Here is a 16,900-nt window from a genome sequence, read left to right as displayed (position 1 = left end):
GACCGCCCACCGACAGAACCAGCCGCCTCAGCCGACGAGGAACGCCGTCGCCACGTCGCCGTCCTCCGCGCAGCTCCCCAGGACGGCAACCGACCGCCCGTCGGCGGCGACCGCCAGGTGCGCGAAGGAGCCGCCCGTCGTGCACATCGGTGCTTCCGCGGCGGTCTCGCCGGTGGCGCGGTCGAGGGTGGTGAGCGCGCCGGGGCCCTCGGAGTTCGGGGCGAGCACGTGGACCTGGTCGCCGTCCGCACCGAGGGCGAACGCACCCGATCCGGCCGCGGGCGGCAGGGTCTCGCTGACCGCGCCGTCCCGCACGGTGAGCAGGTGGGCCTGCGGGCCGGGCATCGGGCCGACGTACACCCTGACCAGGACGTCGCCGTCCTCGGTCACCACGAGCGACCTGCCCCCGGTCGCATGCGTGTCACGGACGAGGTCGATCGGCTTGGCCAGCGGGCGCAGCCGGTCGTCGTACTCGACGAGGAAGGCGCCGGTCTCCTGATTGCTGATCGTCCGCCCGGCGGTGAGCAGCACGCTCACCCCGCCGTCGGGGCGCACGGCGAGCGCGGTGAGGTCCGCCCCGCCGGGCGCGTCGGCGCTGACCTCCTGGTCGGTGACCATCTCGCCGGTCTCGACGTCGATGACGCGCACCCGCGGCAGCAGGGTCTCCCAGCCGTCGTACCAGAGGTAGCCGACGTAGAGGGTCGACCCGTCGGGGGAGAGGGCGACGGCGGAGACGTCGACCTCGTCCTCCTCGCCGAACCCGTACAGCTCCTCGGCCTCGTCGGCGCCGGGACCCAGGGCGTAGACGCCGATGCCCTCGCGGCCGTCGAACCACGTCGTCCCGGTCGCGAGGACGGTGCCGTCGGGGGTGACGGAGAGGAAGCCGTCGTCGTCGAACGGCGGGATCGGCAGGGTGTTGCGGAGCGTCGGGCCGTCGTCGCCGGGCACCAGCTCGGTGACCAGCGAGTGGTCGCTGGCGTAGTCCGCGCCGAGCAGGACGACGAAGTGCCCCTCGGGGTGCGCGGCGAGGTCCCAGGTGGAGAAGTCGGGTTCGATGTCCAGCGCGCTGGTGCCGAGGACGTCGGTCGGCGGGCCGGCCTCCGGCGCCGGGCCCGCGGCCATCGAGGCCGACCCGTCCATGCTCGCCGTGCACCCGGCGGTGAGGGTGGCGGTGGCCAGCAGGAGGGCGGCGGTGCGGGAACGGACGGGCACGGCGGTGTCCTGACCTCGGGGAACGGCGACACCGCTCCATCGGCGCGCGCGGCTACGAGTTGTCGCTCGCCGGCGCTCACCTGCTCCGGAGGGGTGAGGTCAGTCGCGCAGCGCGGCGCGGAACGCGTCCTCGGCCGCGTCGATCGCTTCCAGCGCCTCCTCGGTCAGCAACGACCGCAGCCCGCGTTCGGCGTGACCGAATCGGATGAGGTCGCGGAGCAGGTCCGGCGCGCGGTCGAGGTGCGGCGTCCGGCGTCCGAGGCGGAACCCACCCGGATCGAGGACGGCGGCGACGTTGCGCGGGCTCCAGACGAGCGGATCACCGATGCCGTTGGAGCTGCTGCCCGCCAGCATCTCGTCCACCAGCGGTCGCAGGCCGGGATCGGTCCACACGGCACCGAACGGGCTGGCCAGGAAGCGCTCGGCGATGGCGTCGAGCTCGGCGTCCGACAGCTCCTGCAGCACCGAGCCGTCGCCGCCCTCGGGCAGCAGCGATACCAGCCACTCGATCAGGGCTCGCGACTCGACCAGCCGCTCCGACGAGACGAATGCCGGGCCGGCGTCGATCTCGGCCAGGGCCGCGCGGATGCGGGCGGCGGCGTCGGCGAGCGGGAGGTCGCGTATGCGGACGTCCGGGTCGTCCTCGCCGGTCAGCAACTCCACCACCTCCTCCAGTGGGGCCTGGGCGACGTAGCCGTCGGTCGCGACGGCGCCCAGCTCGTTGTCGACGGTGATGACGACGGTCAGTGGATGGCCGCCGGGGGCGACGGCGCCGATGACGAGGTCGTCGACGTCCCGGAACACGGTGCTGATCTCCACGGCCCGGCCGACCGGCTGGGTGCGGTCCAGCTCGACCAGCCAGCGCGGAACCACGTGCCCGCGCTCGCCGATCTCGCGGCGCACCCGCCGGCGCAGCTCGGCATCGGCGGTCAGGGTGGCGATGGCGAGCGCCGCGGCCGAGGTCTCCACCCGGTCCGCGGCGGAGAAGGAGTCGATCAGGTCCCGGAGCGTGGCGGTCGGGTCGTCGTCGCTCGCTGCCACGCCGAGCAGGAGGCCGACGGTGCCCAGCAGCGGCCCTGGCGTGGGGGAGTCGACGCCGTCGCGGAGCGCGTCGACGAGGTCCCACTCGGGCGACGTCCGGCGGGCCGGCGGGCGTGCGGTCTTCCGGCGCTTCCTGCTCTTCGGCATCGCCGCCGGACGCTACCGGGCCACGGGGACGGCGATCGTCCCCTCGAATGCCCTCTGATTGGGGATATCACCGTGTCCGCTCCAGTTCCGCACCGTTCGGTCGATTTCTCAGTCATGGAGCGGAAGGGCCGGACGGCGCCCGAGGTGGCGACCCCGCGCGTGGTCGCCCGCACCGCCGGGCTGCTCTCCGCGGTCGGCGGGCTGGCCGCCGTGGCGCTGGTGCTCGGCACGCCGGGCGGCCTGGCCGCCGTCCACCCGGCGGTGACCGCCCTCGGCCCGGCGACCACGCTCATCGGGCTCGCGGTCATGCAGTGGGGTCACCGCGTGCGCCTGCTGTTCTTCCAGGTGCTGCTCGTCGTCGGCGTCGTCGGCATCGGCGTCTTCGCCTCCGCCGCACCGACGGTCAGCGGGGCGGTCGCCGTCCTCTCGCTCATGGCGTTCGCATCGATGGACGCCTTCCTCTTCTTCCCGCTGTGGTGGGCGCTCGGCTTCCTCGGTGAGCTGCTCGTCGTCGGTGCGGTCGTCGTCCTGGTGCGGGGCGACGTCGGAACCGGCCCCGCGCTCGTCATCGGCCTGCTGGTGCTCGGCTCGGCCGGCGCGATCGGCGTGCTGGCGCAGCGCGCGGCGCACGCCGGGGTGGACGCGCTGACCGGCCTGGCCAACCGGCGCGGCTTCGACGAGGCGCTCGACTGCGCCGTCCGGACGGCGGTGCGCACGGGCGAGCCGCTGTCGGCGGCGCTGTTCGACCTCGACCACTTCAAGGCGGTCAACGACTCGCAGGGCCACGCGGCCGGCGACGAGCTGCTGCGCCGGGTCGCCGACGCGTGGACGCGGCTGCTGCCGTGCGGCGCCGTCCTCGCCCGGCACGGCGGGGACGAGTTCGCCCTGCTGCTGCCCGGCCACGACGGGGACGCCGCCCTGCGCTGCGCCGACGGACTCCGCGCCGCGCTGCCCGGCATCGGCACCTCGGTGGGCGTGGCCGCGTTCGCCGCCGGCGACTCGCCGGCGGACATGATGCGCCGGGCCGACGCCGCGCTGTACCGGGTGAAGTCGGTGGGCCGCGGGCGCAGCGAGCTCGACGGCGGCGGGCTGAGCCCGCTGGCGCGCGACCTCGCCGCCGCGCTGGCCAACCCGGGCACCGGCCTGGCCGTGCACTACCAGCCGGTCGTCGATCCGCGGAACGGCGAGATCCAGGGGCTCGAGGCGCTGGTGCGCTGGACGCATCCCGAGCGCGGCGCCGTGCCGCCGTGCGAGTTCGTGCCGGTGGCCGAGCGGGAGGGCCTGATCCGCCCGCTCGGCACGTTCGTGGGGACGACGGCCGTCCGGGAGGCCCGCGAGCTGGTGGACGCGACCGGACTGGACCTCTTCCTCAGCGTCAACGTCTCGGGCCTGGAGCTGGACGACCCGGGCTTTCCCGACCTGGTGCTCGACACGCTGCTGGAGAACGGCTGGCCGGCGTCGCGGGCCGTCATCGAGGTGACCGAGAGCCTGGTGGAGGCCGACACCACCCGGTCGCTGCAGGCGCTCGAGCGGCTGCGCGCCCACGGCATGAAGGTCGCCATCGACGACTTCGGCACCGGCTACTCGGCGCTGGCGCGGCTGGACACCCTGCCCACCGACTACCTGAAGCTGGACAACTCCTTCGTCGCCTCGATCACGACGTCCAGCCGGCGGGCGCGGCTGCTGCGCAGCGTGGTGGCGCTGGCGGACGCGCTGGACCTGACGCTCATCGCCGAGGGCGTGGAGACCGAGGAGCAGGCGCGGGTGCTGACCGAGCTGGGCTGCCGGCTGGCGCAGGGCTGGCTCTACGGCCGGCCCCGGCCGGTGGCGGAGCTGATCGCCGACCTCGCGCCGGTCGCCGTCCGCTGACCGATCAGTCCAGCGAGTGCTGGGGGCAGAACATCACGATGGCCGCGGAGGTCAGCTGGGCGCTCTGGAAGGATGTGAGCCCGAACTCGACGACGATCTCGCCGAGCTCGGCCACGGCGGCGTCGCCGTTGCCGTGGACGTCCATGTAGCGGCAGCTCTGCAGGCCGATCTCGACGAGCTCGTCGTCGGTGGCGCCCCAGAACACCGTGTCGCCGTCGCGGAGCAGCCACAGGTACTCCTCGATGGCGTCCTCGCTGGGTGCGGCGGCCTGCTCGGCGACGCCGGCGGCGGCCTCGGCCTCGTCGGCGCGGGCCTCGGCGTCGTCGGCGGCGGCCTCCGCGTCGGCCAGCTCGGCCTCGGTGCCGGCGATCCGCTCCTCGGCCGCGGCCAGCGCGGCGGCCTGCTCGCCGTCCTCGACGGCCTCGGCGGCGGCGGCGTCGCGCGCGCTGCTGCGCGCGTCGAGGACCAGCCAGCCGAGCACGCCGACGCCGGCGACCAGCAGCACGGTGAGGGTGGCGAGGACGACGGCCCACGGGCTGCGCCGCCGGGTCGGCGGAGCGGGCTGGGGCACGTGCCAGGTGACGGGCGGGAGCTCCTGCGTGGTCATCGGGGACTCCCGGATCAGTAGTCGTACTCGGGGCAGAACATGACGACGGCGGCCGTGGCCAGCAGCAGGGCCTGGTCGTAGTCGTAGGTCTCCAGCGCGCGGTCGTAGGCGTCGTAGACGCTCGCGTAGGGCAGCGTGTCGAGATGCGCGCAGAGGTCGTAGCCGACGGTGAGCAGCTCGGCGTCGGAGCCGGGGACGTAGCCGCGGACGGAGTCGAGGAACGCGGCCTCGTCGTGCGCGGCTCCCTCGGCCTGCGCCGTCTCGACGGCGGCGGCCTGGGCCTCGGCGGCGGCGCGCGCCTGGTCGGCGACGGCGATCCGCTCCTCGGCGTCGGCGGTGTCGTCCTCGGCGTCGTCGATGTCGGCGGCGAGCTCGGCCTGGCGGGCCTCCGCGGCGGCGAGGGCGTCGGCGTGCGCGGCGTCCTCGGCGGACTCGGCCGCGGCGACGTCCCGCGCGGTGCTCCGAGCGTCGAGCAGCAGGTAGGTGAGCACCCCGCCGGCCGCCAGGAGGACGACGACGAGCGCGGTGAGCACGAGCACCGACCTGTTGCGCATCTCGGCAGTCTCGCAACGATCTTGAGCGTTCCGGTAACGAGTTGACCCGGAAGGGTGAGGTCAGCCCACCACGAAGGCGACCGGCTGGTGGCCGCCGGCCTCGCAGGAGCCGTTCACGGCGACCGTCCGCCCGTCGGCCGCCGCGACGACGGTGCCGAGCGTGCCGCGGCCCGCGCACAGCGCGGGTCCGAGCTCCAGCTCGCCGGTCTCCCGGTCGAGCACCAGGAGCGACGCCGGGGCGGTGTCCCGGCCGGTGGGCAGGTAGACGTAGCGGCCGATCGGATCGACGGCGAGGTCGCCGCTGGGGTCGCGCAGCGTGAGCTCGGTGCTGCCGGCGAGGTCGCCGTCGGACACCGTGACCAGGCGGAACCGCGGAGCGGACGCCGTCCCGGTGTCGACCGTGGCCAGGACGTCGCCGTCCTGCGTCGCGGCGAGGAACCAGCCGACGGCCGTCGGCTCGCCCGGCGCGAGGTCGACCGGCTCGCCGACCGGGCCGAGATCGGCGTCCAGGTCGATCAGCGAGGTGGCCGGGCGGTCGGTGCCGCCGGTGAGGAGCACGCTCAGCCCGCCGTCGGGGCGGGCGGCGATGGCACGGACCTCGGCGTCGAGGCGCAGCGGCACGTCGGCGACGAGCGTGCCGGTGGCGACGTCGATCGCCCGAACGCGGGCTCCGGAGTGCCGGTAGCCGAGGAAGAGGGTGCTGCTGTCGGGGGAGAGGACGGCGTCGCGGATCTGCAGGTCGCCCTGCTCGGGCGCGGCGTACAGCTGGTCGACCTCGTCGGCGCCGGGGCGCAGCGCGTGGACGACGACGCCCTCCTCGTCGGCCGGCCGGCTGCCGGCGACGAGCACCGTGCCGTCGGCGGTGACCAGCACGTGGGTGTCGTAGTCGAGGGCGGGGACCTCGACGAGGTCGCGCAGGGCGGGCTCGTCGCCGGGCACCACGCGCGCCAGGTGCCGGTGGTCGGCGCCGTCGGTCGAGCCGAGCAGGGCGGCGAAGGAGCCGTCGGGGTGCGGGGCGAGGTGCCAGCCGACGAAGCCCGGCTCGACGTCGAGGGCGACGCTGCCGAGGAGGTCGCTGAGTGGGCCGGCCGGCGTCGCGGTGCTGGGCGTGCCGTCCATGGTCGCGGTGCAGCCGGCGAGAGCGAGCAGCAGCACGAGCGCGGTGGTGCGAGGCACCGGTTGATCATTCCCGGACGCGGTCGCCGGGTGGTGGGTGCCGCGGGGGCGGCTGACCCGGGCGGGGGAGGCTCAGCCCACGAGGTAGGCCAGCCGGGTGAAGTCGTCGGGCAGGTCGCAGCCGCCGGCCGCGATGACGGAGCCGCCGTCCGGGGCGACGGCGAGCACGTCGAACGTCCCCTCGCCGGAGCAGAGCCACTCGGTGGTGACCTCGCCGGTGGCCAGGTCGACGGCGGCCAGCTCGTGCGTGTTCGTCTGCGTCTCGTAGGTGAGGTAGGCGAAGCCGCCGCCGGTGGCGAGGCCGTAGGGGGCGTCTTCCGCGTTCTCGATGCTCGCGACCTGCCGCACCTGGCCGTCCGCGACGCCGAGCAGCACGCGCTGGCGGGTCTCCCAGGGGCCGAGGTTGATGCTGACGAGGGCGCCGTCGGCGGTGAGCTCGAGTGCGGCGGGGGTGCTCTCGCCGAGGTCGACGCTGCTCAGCTCGCGCAGGCCGGGGTCGTAGGTGACCAGGCGGCTGGTGGCGTCGACGGAGAGCAGGGCGGTGAGCGTGCCGTCGGGCGCGGTGGCCAGCTCGACGGCGTCCGCGCCGGCCGGGAGCGGGGCGGTGGCGGTGACCTGGCCGGTGGCGACGTCGACGGCGTACAGCTGGGCAGTGCCCGTGTCGAGGTACGCGGTGGCGCCGTCGGGGGAGAAGCCGGCAGTGATGGAATCGCCGGGGACGGCGGGGACGACGACCTGCGGCTGCGCTGCGCCCGGCGGAACGACGAGGATCCGCGGGCCCTCCTCGGTGCCCTCGTCGAGGAGGCCCGCGATGACCGCGGTGCCGTCGTCGCGGACGTGCAGCGTGCTGGACCAGTCGAGGGTGGGCAGCTCGGTGACCTCGCCGGCGACCGGTGCGCCGTCCCCGGCGGTGAGGGGGACGAGGAAGGTGTCGGCGACGTTGCCGCCGAACGTCTCGGGGCCGAGGAGGGCGAGCAGCGCGCCGTCGGGGTGCGGCGCGAGGTCGATGACGAACGACTCGTTGCCGACGACGGCGTCGAGGTCGAGCTCGCCGAGGACGTCGGTGTGCGGGGGGACTGCTGTTCTTGGCCTCCGGCTCCGGCGCGCCCTCGGTGCCGGTGCAGCCGGCGAGCAGGGCGGTGAGCGTGACGAGGACGGCGGCGCGGCGGTGCACGGTGGTGCTTTCTACCTCGGTCGCGGCGGGGACGGGGACCTCCGTCCCATGACCGAGAGTGCCCCGATCACCACGGTCGGCGGCTAGCGTCCGAATGCGTGAGCGCCGCCGTCACGACGCCCGTCCTGCCCAGCCCCCGCAACGCCGTCGCCGAACCCGCCCGGCTGGCCGCGATCGCCAGCTACCGGATACCGGGGCATGCCGGGATCGACGACCTCGACGCCGTCGTCGTTCAGCCCCAGTGCTCCTCCTGGTAGCGGACCATGTCCTCACCGTGGAGCAGCTTGGTGGCGTTGCCGGTGCGGACCCAGAATTCCGACCCGCCGGCGCCGCTGCCCTTCGCGGGGGTGGCGAACACCGGGCGGCCGGCGGCGGCAACCGCCACCTGGCAGATCTGCTCGCCGCGGACCACGGGGAATCGGATGCGCACGTTGGCGGCGGTCGGCGCAGAGAGGTTGCTGTCGAGGATCTGCCGCAGCGTGAGCTCGTACCCGTCGGTGTTCGGCTTGCTGCCCAGGGTGCGGAAGTCGTCGGCCAGGCCCAGTACCCGGCCGGCATCGTCGACCCCGATGAGCAGAGTTCCGCCCTCCGCGTTGAGGAAGCCGCACACCGTCTTGACGATGACGTGCTCGAGCTTGGCGTCGGCCTGCTGGGTGTGCAGGTTCCAGCGTGCGGTCGACTTGAACTCGGTGGTCTGCGATTCACCGGCCTCGATGATGTCCTCGACGGTCGCCTCCGCCTGCGAGGAGCCGTCCGCCCGTAGCGTCGCGAAACCGTTGCGCACGACGCGGGAGATGAGGTGCCGCCGCCGCTCGAGGAAGGTGGCGTAGTCCAGCTGCTCCCAACCGACCGGGAGGGCGTGCAGCTCGGCCTGGCGCTTGATCCGGTCGGCAGGCATGCGGGCGGACATCACCGGCCAGTACTCGGCCGGTCCGGAGTCACTGATCGCGCCGTTCTCCGCCCAGTCGAGGAATGCCATGTTCGCGATCGCGTTGATCTGTCGGGTGCCGGTGACGTTCTGACGCGCCAGGTGCGCCTTCGGGAACAGGTGGTGTCGTTCCATCGACCGCGGAGCGTTGACGCCGGGGTCGAGCAGCTCGCGGATGCGTACATCGCTGAACAGCACCTCGGCGTCGAGCAGGTTCAGCGCGGCCAGGTACGCGAACAGCGCCGGGGACCGGGACGAGGAGGTGTCCAGCCGGTTGGGGAGCGTGATCTCCCAGTAGTCGTTGGTGAAGTTGGCGTTGACGATGCGGTCCAGCTCGGCGATGAATGCGGACCCGTCGGCCCCGTCGAGGTCGGAAATGCGACCCAGGTCGGACTCGAGCTGCGACTCCGGCGAGGAGGTGTAGCGACCGGTGGTGTGTGCCATGAAGAACCAGCGGGCGATCACCGGCCGCAGCGACCGCAGGTCCAGGCCGAACTTGAACCGGCCGATCAGCCACAGGGCGTAGCTGAAGAGCAAGGCGTTGTCCGAAGTGATCATCTTGCGACTGCGGAATCCGGCCACACCGAGGCACTTGAGGAACTCGAACCAGTTGGTCAGGTCGAGGACCTTCTCCTGCGCCTCTGCCAGACGGGCGAACTGCTGCTGACGCCGTTCCTCGCTGAAGGCGCCCGTGTCCAGCTGCTTGCCGCGCAGGATGTTGTACACGTGCTGCAGCCGCGCGCGACTGAACGCGAGTGCCACGGCGACCCGCAGCATCTGGTCGGGGCTCGGGTCGATGTAGGGGTTCCGCGACGTCGGTCCCCGCAGGGAAGTGTCGACCGCCGCCCGGCTGAACGCCTCCAGCTCCTGACGACCCTTCTCCCAGTGCACCGACATCAGCGTGAGGATGAAGTCGGCCTGGTTGAGCTTGACGCCCTCGGAGTTGATGCGGACGAAGATCTCCGCGACCTGGTCCTCCAACGCTGCGGCGCCGAGTTCCACCACCTGGAAGGGGAAGTCGCGTAGGTCGTGCACCCGGTTGATGCGGGCGTCCAGCTCGTCGGCCTCCTCGTCGGTCAGGTCCTCGTCGCGGGCATCCCTGAGCCGGTTGAGGAACCGCCGCGAAGTGGGGCGGTACCCGTCGGACCACAGCGCGGTGATGTCGGGGATGAAGGCCGGATCGCGCTCGATCGCCGCATCGGTCACCTCGAACATCTCGTCGGCCGGCCGGAACGCGATGCGGATCCGCTTCTCCTCGTAGGACTTCGTCAACACCATGCGACCAGTGAGCACGGCGAACAGGGACGTCAGCCGTTGCTGGCCGTCGACGATGAGCAGCTGCGCGGCCCGTTCGGTGTCTCCCAGACCGATCTGGCGGGTGCCGACCTCGGCGCCGGTCTCCCAGAACATCAGCGCGCCGATCGGGTAGCCCCGGTACATCGAGTCGAACAGGTCCCGAGTCTTGGCCGACGACCACACGTAGGGCCGCTGGATGTCCGGCAGTGCCACTCGGCCGGACTTGATGTCCTCGATCAGCTGGATCAGCGAGTAGGTGGTGTTGCGGTACAGGAGAGTGGTCAACGCAGGTGCTCCTCGACGCCACGTGATGCCAGGCGCCGACGAAGTGTGCGCCGGACCCGGGGATGCCGAGTCGCATCCTCAGTCCGCCGGTCGGCTGTCCGGCGGCGACACGGCGGCGTGCCGGAACGGGCGTGTCCGTTGTGGCCCGTGAGTCGTGGCTGACGTCGGTCGCTCGGTTCGCCTTGCCGCGTGTGATCGACCGGTTATCCGGCTGACCGGGAGCGGCGGCGCGTCGCCTTTCGGCTGGACCCTGATCGGGCCCGTGGCCTCCGCCCCATGACCGAGAGTGCCCCGATCACCACGGTCGGCGGCTAGCGTCCGAACGCGTGAGCGCCGCCGTCACGACGCCCGTCCTGCCCAATCCGCGCAACGCCGTCGCCGAGCCGGCCCGGCTGGCCGCGATCGCCAGCTACCGGATACCGGGCCACGCCGGGATCAACGACCTCGACGCTGTGGTGGCGTACATGGCGAGGACCGTGGACGCGCCCATCGCGATCATCAACCTGGTCGGCCCGGACGAGCAGTGCTTCCCCGCCGAGCGCGGGGCCGGCGCGCCGTACTCGCAGGTGCCCGACGAGCTGTCGTTCTGCGCGTACGTGGTGGCCCTGCGGGCGCCGCTGCAGGTGAGCGACGCGCTGGACCATCCGGTGTTCCGGGAGAACCCGGCGGTGGTGGCCGGGGCGATCCGCTCGTACCTCGGCGTGCCGCTCATCGACGAGGACGGCTACGTGCTCGGGTCGCTGGGCGTGTTCGACGACGAGGTCCGCGAGTTCACGCGGGCCGAGCAGGACGTGCTGGAGATCCAGGTGCGGCTGGTGCGCAGCGTGCTGTCGCTGCGCCGGCAGGTGGCCGCGCACCGGTGGGACGGCGAGCTGCTGGCGGCGCAGGGGCGGACGCTGGAGGCGGTGGTGGCGGGACTGCCGCTGGAGTCGACGCTGGACCTGCTCGGGGCGGCCTCCGCCGCGCTGGCCGTGGACGCCGACGCCGACCAGGCGCTGCGGCTGCAGGAGACGGTGGACCGGCTGACCGCGGTGGCGACCAAGGCCGACGGGTGGCGGCAGGCGCTGCTGCGCAGCGCCCGACAGGACGCGCTGACCGGGCTGGCGAACCGGAGCCACCTGCTGGACGTCGGCCGGTCCGCGCTGGCGCTCGGCGGCGCGGTGCTGTTCATCGACGTCGACCGGTTCAAGGAGGTCAACGACCGCGGCGGGCACGCGGTGGGCGACCAGCTGCTGGTGCGGCTGGCCGACCGGCTGCGCCGGCACGTGGAGAAGGAGCTGCCGGGGGCGGTGGTCGGCCGGTACGGCGGGGACGAGTTCGTGGCGGTGCTGCCGGGCGTGGACCTCTCGACCGCTTCGGCCATCGGGAACGGGCTGACGGCCGTGCTGGTGGACGAGGTCGAGGTGGGACGGCGGACGGTGCGGGTGTCGGCGTCGATCGGGCTGGCTCTCGCTGTCGCGGGGTCCTCCCTCGACGAGGTGCTCTCCCACGCGGACCGAGCGATGTACTCGGCGAAGGCGCGGGGGAGGGGGGTGGTGCACGTGGTGAGGCCGGCCGACACGTAGAAGCAGAAGGCCTTGTGGTACTACCCGGGGCCCTTCGACATCAGCGCCCAGCGAGTAGACGACCGCCAACTGAGAAAGTTGAGCGCATACGCCTCCATTTAGAATCGTTGATCCGCACATTTGACCGTTTGTCGATCTTGTGCGTCGCGATGCGAGGTGGGACGAACTTATCCCATATCACGTAGGCGCCATCCACTTCCCAACTCTTCTCCTCCCACTGTCTGCTCAAAGGGCGTCGGTCGAAGTAGGCGCTGGTGGTCAACGGCGGGCAACTTCGTGGTCAGTCGATCCCTCGTCTACCAGTAGTCGCCCTGGCCCCTTCCCTGTGCCCGGGTGTGCGGACTTAGGACCGATCCATCGGGAGAATTCTGAAGGAATAGGTGATGGGCATTCCGGTGGCGAAGGAGGCGTCGCAGCCCGAGCAATGGCAAAAGTGAGTTCGCGGTCGTCCCTCTGAATGCCAAGCGTGTCCGCGATACTCTGGCATACCACCTCTGCGAGCAAGGGCGGCGTAGCGTTGCCAACCTGCCTGATTTGATCGCTCAAGGTGCCGACCAGCTCCCACGTGTCTGGGAAGGTCTGAAGTCTCATCCGCTCGCGAACGCTCAGGGCCCTGTTATCCCAATGGAATGGACCAGTAGATGGCCCTGGCGACGCGGGAAGAGTCCAACTTGGCCGATCTTTGGCCAGCTTGAGCAAGAAGGACCAATACCTTGTTCTGTAACCGAAAACTTCCTGGCCGCCACCCCTGTTGGTGAGGTACTGATAGTTTTCGCCTTCGGGAATGCTGGGCAGCAGAGCGCCCCAACGGCCCAATGAAGGCAATGGACCTGGTTCCTTGGCTAGATCCCAGATCGCATCCCAGCTCGAGGTCGGATTGGCGTCGTGAGTTTTCTGAGGCAGTGTGATCGTGGCGCCGTCTCTCAAGGCGATTCCGATCACGCGCCTGCGATTCTGGGGCACGCCATAGTCCGCAGCGTTGACCACATCCGCCTTGAGATCATAACTTGTTCCGTGTCGCGCGTTGATTTGGTCCAGACGGTCCGCGATGAAAGGTTTGGCAGAAACCGATCCGTGAAGGAAGCCTGCGACATTCTCAATCAGCAGCGCGCGAGGAAGAAACCGCTCCACAAGATCGAGCATTGATATAATCGTCTCAGCGCGCCGGTCTCTCATTCCACGTTTCCCCTGGACGTGCCATTGGGCGGCCGTCGAGAATGGTTGGCAAGGGGGGCCCCCGGCGATGAGGTCGAGATCCCCAACACCTATGCCAAATCGGGCAGGTGTCAAGTGTGAAACTGCGACCGTTACGTCGCTCATCTCAATATCGCTCGCCACTCTGTTTCGGCGCAGCGTGGCGATGCACTTGGTGTCCTTCTCGACGCAGCCAATGACTGTGAAGCCCGCCGCCTCGGCACCGAGATCGAGGCCGCCAGCCCCGGAGAAGAGGGAAAGCATGGACGGCATTCGTGGACGCAAACTCATGATCTCTCGATATTGTGGAAGTTAGGCCACTTTGACTCTTGCGGCAGCCCCGGTACTGACTGGAGCGGCTAAGACCATGTCAATGATGTCCCGCTCTTCCTTGGTCACCCCGTGTGGATGATCGGCCAATCGGAGTCGATCGATAAGGATGCCTTGCTCTGCGTCGAGTAGTCGAAGTAGGTGAGGCTGATCTATATGGTGAGGCACAGCTAAAAAAACTAGAGGAGGCACATCTACAAGAAGGTACTTCTTCCAGATATGAGGCTTTGGTCGAGCTAGCTTGGCTTCCCACTCGTCAGACTTAGCACAGGTGGCTTGGCCGATGAACGACCAGCGCCCGCGTCGGCGATCTCGCCACGGCAATGCGGAAAGGGTATCGACACCGTCATCCTTCGCCCGCAAAGGATAAGTCGCTGGCCTCGCCGGTTGTAGCCCTACTTGCGCACCACCAGTGGCTAAGGTGCTCAGGAAGTCGTGGCTGGAGCGATCGAGTGCCCCCATTCGCGCTACCAGTAGGCCCAGGTGCTGAAGGCGGTCCGCGACGAGGTGCTCGAGCACATTCTCGGGGGACTGTGGCCCTGTTAGGTTAAATTGAGGCCAAGCGTGGGCAACGCTGATGGCCAGGAGTGAAAGGTATGGGGTGTAACTTGCTCCATCGCTTCGCCAGGCGCCCTTGGTCAGTGCGAAGGGGTAGTTCACTCCGAGGGTGATCCGTCGCTCGCGTAGCATTCGAAATGCTGCTCGAGCATGTGTCTCTGGATCGTCCGAATCGTCTAGGTCGTCCAGCTCGTCTTCATGCCATGATTGGGTTGACTCCTCGTCGTCAAAGTCATCGCGAGTGAAGTAATGGCGAACGGGTTTGCGCGACCAGTTATTGTCAGCGACAATGTCGGCCAAGTCGTCTCGAGTTATGCGAATACCCTTGAGTGCTGCCAACTCAACCCAGTCGGCTAGGGCGCATGCGCGGGCGTACGTTCCATACGCTTCGATGTCGGGTTCCAACGGGGTAGTCATGCGACAGGAGCTCGCTTCGCCCGCCCGTTAGAGCGCCGGAATGCCAGTTCAAGGGCTTCGCAGGCGCCAGTGAGCTCCTCCGCCGCTTCGAGGGCAGAATCGTCGATGGTCATTCGACGCGCGTCGAGAGCAAGCGCATCGCAGGCGCGTGTTAATCGGCGCACTCTTTCGGCCAGATTGGACTGCTCTACAAGCAGGCGAGCGGTGGCCAGGTCTCCATGCGCGCGCAAAGTTGCGCGAGCTTCCTCATTAGCGATGACCCGACTGTAGATAGTTACATCGCGAGAGTCGTTTAGTACCGCTTCGCGATCATTCTGTGGCGTGAGGTCGCCAACCACCTCGCGCAAGCGTGGCCCTGAGACATCTGTCATGCCGTTCCGTACGTCTTCATACGTGCGTATGTTGTCGGGCACCCCCAGGTGGTCGAGTACGTTGGCTGTACCCAGGAGTCGAGTCCAAACTCCGAAGCGCTCCCTGAGTACAAAGTTCGTATCGATGCCATGGTCGGCCTTGGCGCTGCGCAACAACTCAAAGGACAGATAGGCATTTCGGACGCCTCGAGCATTGGAGCCCACGAGTCGTCCAACTGTGTAGAAGGGATTCTCTTCGGGGCTGGTGTTGCGCGCTTCATTAACTTGGCGCCAGATGTAGCGCGCCTTTGCTTCGGCACTCCATCGCCGCAGACCGCTGATGTGTCTGTATCCGAGGAAGGCCGCGACCTCCCCTCGGTCTGACGTGACATAGCACGGGACTGTGCTGAGTTCGCCCAGGAGTTCCTCGCTGGGAGGTGGCTCCAAATCGAACACCACGCCAGCCCGCTTGGCCACTTCATGTTGCAGAAGAATGAAGAGCGTAGCCAGCCGGCGGTTGCCTTCGATAACTGTGTATTTTCCGCTCGCCTGGGAGCGAGTTACGACTAGCGGTTCGTTTTCAAAGTATCCGTTGCCGACGAAGCTCGCTGCAAGCTCGGTCAGGACGTCGTGTTGCTCGAGATAGGCGAGTATCTCCTCCGGGGGGGCCCCTTGCTGATCTTCAGGTAAGCGGGGGTTGTCTGCGTCCAGCTCTAAGTCGGCGACGGCCAGGTTCTTCAGCTCCACCAGTATCCCGGCCACCTTCCAGATTGATTTGCAAGGTCACAATAACCAGCACGGTCGAGTTCGGCAATAAGTAGTCCGCGAGGCGATGGAGTGACCGCGAGCACTACAGGTGCTCGCTCGGCCTCCTTAGTCGATGCCACATTCAGCTCTCAAGTTCTGCCGCTATATGGCCCGCCAGTCCGGTGGCTAAGGCGACGGGTACGGCGTTACCGATCTGTTTGGCGATGTCAAGCTTGCTGCCGCACCACTGGAACTCGTCCGGAAACCCTTGGAGGCGTGCTGCCTCGTGATGCGTGATGGCGCGGTGTCGATCGGGGTGCAGGTAGCGGCCCTTCTCAGGCTTGAAGAACTCCGTGCGAATCGTGACGGAAGGGCGGTCCCAGTGCATTCGACCCATGACGTCCAACGAGCCCTTATCATGACCTATCCAGCACGGCGCCTTGAGGTGATCGGGAAGGTCGAGTCGGTTACCGCCCGGTCGGATGTACCCGAAACGCTCCAGCGACGTGTCCGTGTAGTGCCGGGTGATGTGCAGATCTGGCGACTTGAAAACGCCGGGCACAACTCTCCCGAAGAACTGTGAGGTCGCCGACGGCAGTGCCTGCTCCCGAGGGTCCACGTCGGGCGCCAGCCCTTCCAGCGCCTGTCGGACCGTCTTCCACTCCTCCCTGGGCACGGAACCGGTGGGGATCCTGATCGCCGGGAGCTCGCGGTGAGTGCCAATGACTATGAACCGTCGCCGTAGCTGGGCCGCTCCGAAGTCAGTGGCCCTGACGACCTTCGCGTCGATCTGGTAGTCCTCGAGCAGCCCGCCCTTGAGCGTTTCCCGCTGCAGCATTTGGAACTGGTCGCTGCTCCCGAAGCGGTCGACGTTCTCGATGAGGAACGCCTTGGGGCGTACGGCGATGAGGGTCTCCATGTAGTGACGCCACAGCTCGTTTCGCGGATCCGAAGGGCTCCGCTTCCCCAGGTTGGAAAAGCCTTGGCACGGTGGCCCGCCGACGACGACGTCTGCGTCCGGCAGATCGCCATTGACCCAGTCCTCGATCTTGCCCCAGTGGACGTGGTCCTCGCCGAAGTTGGCGGCGTACGTGGCGGCTGCCGCAAGGTCGTGTTCGACCGCAGCGACAGGTGTGTACCGACCCGTCGCTGCGAAGCCGGCCGTCAAACCGCCGCAACCGGCGAAGAGGTCGATCACCCGAAGCGGACGGGTGTTGATGCCGTTCGCTCGTGCCTCACGGTCAGCTTCGTGCACCGAGGTAGCCCCCACCGTTTAGCCGGCGCGGCCGCCGTGGAGCTGGCGCCCGCGTTCCTTCGCTCGACCCTATCGATCGCAGCTCAGGGGTGACGGTAAGCGCGCCGGCTGACGGTTTCCGCGTGGGGCCAGGGGCCCAGGGTGCGTCGTTCCAGCAGGCGGGCGCAGGATGCGGATGTGGTCGGAGACGGTGAG

Annotated in this window: 13 protein-coding genes; 3 read left to right on the top strand and 10 right to left on the bottom strand. The window is 69.5% G+C overall.

The annotated features are described in order from the left end of the window. Positions 1 to 27: 27 nt before the first annotated feature. Both ACI79R_RS10990 and ACI79R_RS10985 read right to left on the bottom strand, forming a co-directional pair. Positions 28 to 1,212 carry a hypothetical protein gene (locus ACI79R_RS10990; RefSeq protein ID WP_456573652.1) on the bottom strand — a complete coding sequence of 395 codons (1,185 nt, stop codon included), beginning with the start codon at positions 1,210 to 1,212 and terminating at the stop codon, positions 28 to 30. 99 nt (positions 1,213 to 1,311) lie between these two features. Then, positions 1,312 to 2,400: a hypothetical protein gene (locus ACI79R_RS10985; protein ID WP_456573651.1), complete on the bottom strand. Its 1,089-nt coding sequence runs from the start codon at positions 2,398 to 2,400 to the stop codon at positions 1,312 to 1,314. 114 nt (positions 2,401 to 2,514) lie between these two features. On the opposite strand from ACI79R_RS10985, the gene ACI79R_RS10980 reads away from it, so the two are divergent. Then, complete coding sequence (locus ACI79R_RS10980) at positions 2,515 to 4,269, top strand: putative bifunctional diguanylate cyclase/phosphodiesterase (protein ID WP_456573650.1); 1,755 nt, start codon at positions 2,515 to 2,517, stop codon at positions 4,267 to 4,269. 4 nt (positions 4,270 to 4,273) lie between these two features. Here the strand turns inward: ACI79R_RS10980 and ACI79R_RS10975 are convergent, their stop codons facing one another. The 4 genes from ACI79R_RS10975 to ACI79R_RS10960 form a co-directional block, all read right to left on the bottom strand. Next, on the bottom strand, positions 4,274 to 4,876 hold the full coding sequence (locus ACI79R_RS10975; RefSeq protein ID WP_456573649.1) for a DUF732 domain-containing protein: 603 nt from the start codon (positions 4,874 to 4,876) through the stop codon (positions 4,274 to 4,276). A 14-nt stretch (positions 4,877 to 4,890) separates the two neighbouring features. Beyond that, entirely contained in the window at positions 4,891 to 5,430 is a 540-nt protein-coding gene (locus ACI79R_RS10970; protein WP_456573648.1) for a DUF732 domain-containing protein, read from the bottom strand. Positions 5,431 to 5,490: 60 nt separating this feature from the next. After that, positions 5,491 to 6,606, bottom strand: coding sequence for a hypothetical protein (locus ACI79R_RS10965; protein WP_456573647.1), 1,116 nt, complete (start codon positions 6,604 to 6,606; stop codon positions 5,491 to 5,493). A gap of 72 nt (positions 6,607 to 6,678) precedes the next feature. Then, positions 6,679 to 6,981 carry a hypothetical protein gene (locus ACI79R_RS10960; RefSeq protein ID WP_456573646.1) on the bottom strand — a complete coding sequence of 101 codons (303 nt, stop codon included), beginning with the start codon at positions 6,979 to 6,981 and terminating at the stop codon, positions 6,679 to 6,681. Between the two features lie 897 nt (positions 6,982 to 7,878). Between ACI79R_RS10960 and ACI79R_RS10955 the strand changes: the two genes are divergently transcribed. After that, entirely contained in the window at positions 7,879 to 8,037 is a 159-nt protein-coding gene (locus ACI79R_RS10955; RefSeq protein WP_456573645.1) for a hypothetical protein, read from the top strand. On the opposite strand, the gene ACI79R_RS10950 is transcribed toward ACI79R_RS10955, so the two are convergent. Next, the gene (locus tag ACI79R_RS10950) at positions 8,013 to 10,289 is read right to left on the bottom strand and encodes a GmrSD restriction endonuclease domain-containing protein (RefSeq protein ID WP_456573644.1); all 2,277 of its coding nucleotides are present in this window, start codon (positions 10,287 to 10,289) and stop codon (positions 8,013 to 8,015) included. The two genes, ACI79R_RS10955 and ACI79R_RS10950, sit on opposite strands and share 25 nt — an antisense overlap. Positions 10,290 to 10,615: 326 nt before the next feature. On the opposite strand from ACI79R_RS10950, the gene ACI79R_RS10945 reads away from it, so the two are divergent. Continuing rightward, positions 10,616 to 11,854, top strand: coding sequence for a diguanylate cyclase domain-containing protein (locus ACI79R_RS10945; protein WP_456573643.1), 1,239 nt, complete (start codon positions 10,616 to 10,618; stop codon positions 11,852 to 11,854). Between the two features lie 258 nt (positions 11,855 to 12,112). Here the strand turns inward: ACI79R_RS10945 and ACI79R_RS10940 are convergent, their stop codons facing one another. From ACI79R_RS10940 to ACI79R_RS10930, 3 genes are all read right to left on the bottom strand, one after another. Further along, positions 12,113 to 13,312 (bottom strand): DNA cytosine methyltransferase, encoded by a 1,200-nt coding sequence (locus ACI79R_RS10940; RefSeq protein ID WP_456573642.1) that lies wholly within the window; start codon positions 13,310 to 13,312, stop codon positions 12,113 to 12,115. A gap of 1,037 nt (positions 13,313 to 14,349) precedes the next feature. Then, positions 14,350 to 15,450 (bottom strand): hypothetical protein, encoded by a 1,101-nt coding sequence (locus ACI79R_RS10935; RefSeq protein WP_456573641.1) that lies wholly within the window; start codon positions 15,448 to 15,450, stop codon positions 14,350 to 14,352. A gap of 142 nt (positions 15,451 to 15,592) precedes the next feature. After that, positions 15,593 to 16,648, bottom strand: a complete 1,056-nt coding sequence (locus tag ACI79R_RS10930) for a DNA cytosine methyltransferase (RefSeq protein WP_456573640.1) — start codon at positions 16,646 to 16,648, stop codon at positions 15,593 to 15,595. Positions 16,649 to 16,900 lie beyond the last annotated feature (252 nt).

Source organism: Blastococcus sp. SYSU D00820, from assembly GCF_054050695.1.
Note: the sequence above shows the minus strand (reverse complement) of the source record. Positions and strands in the feature narration are given on the sequence as shown.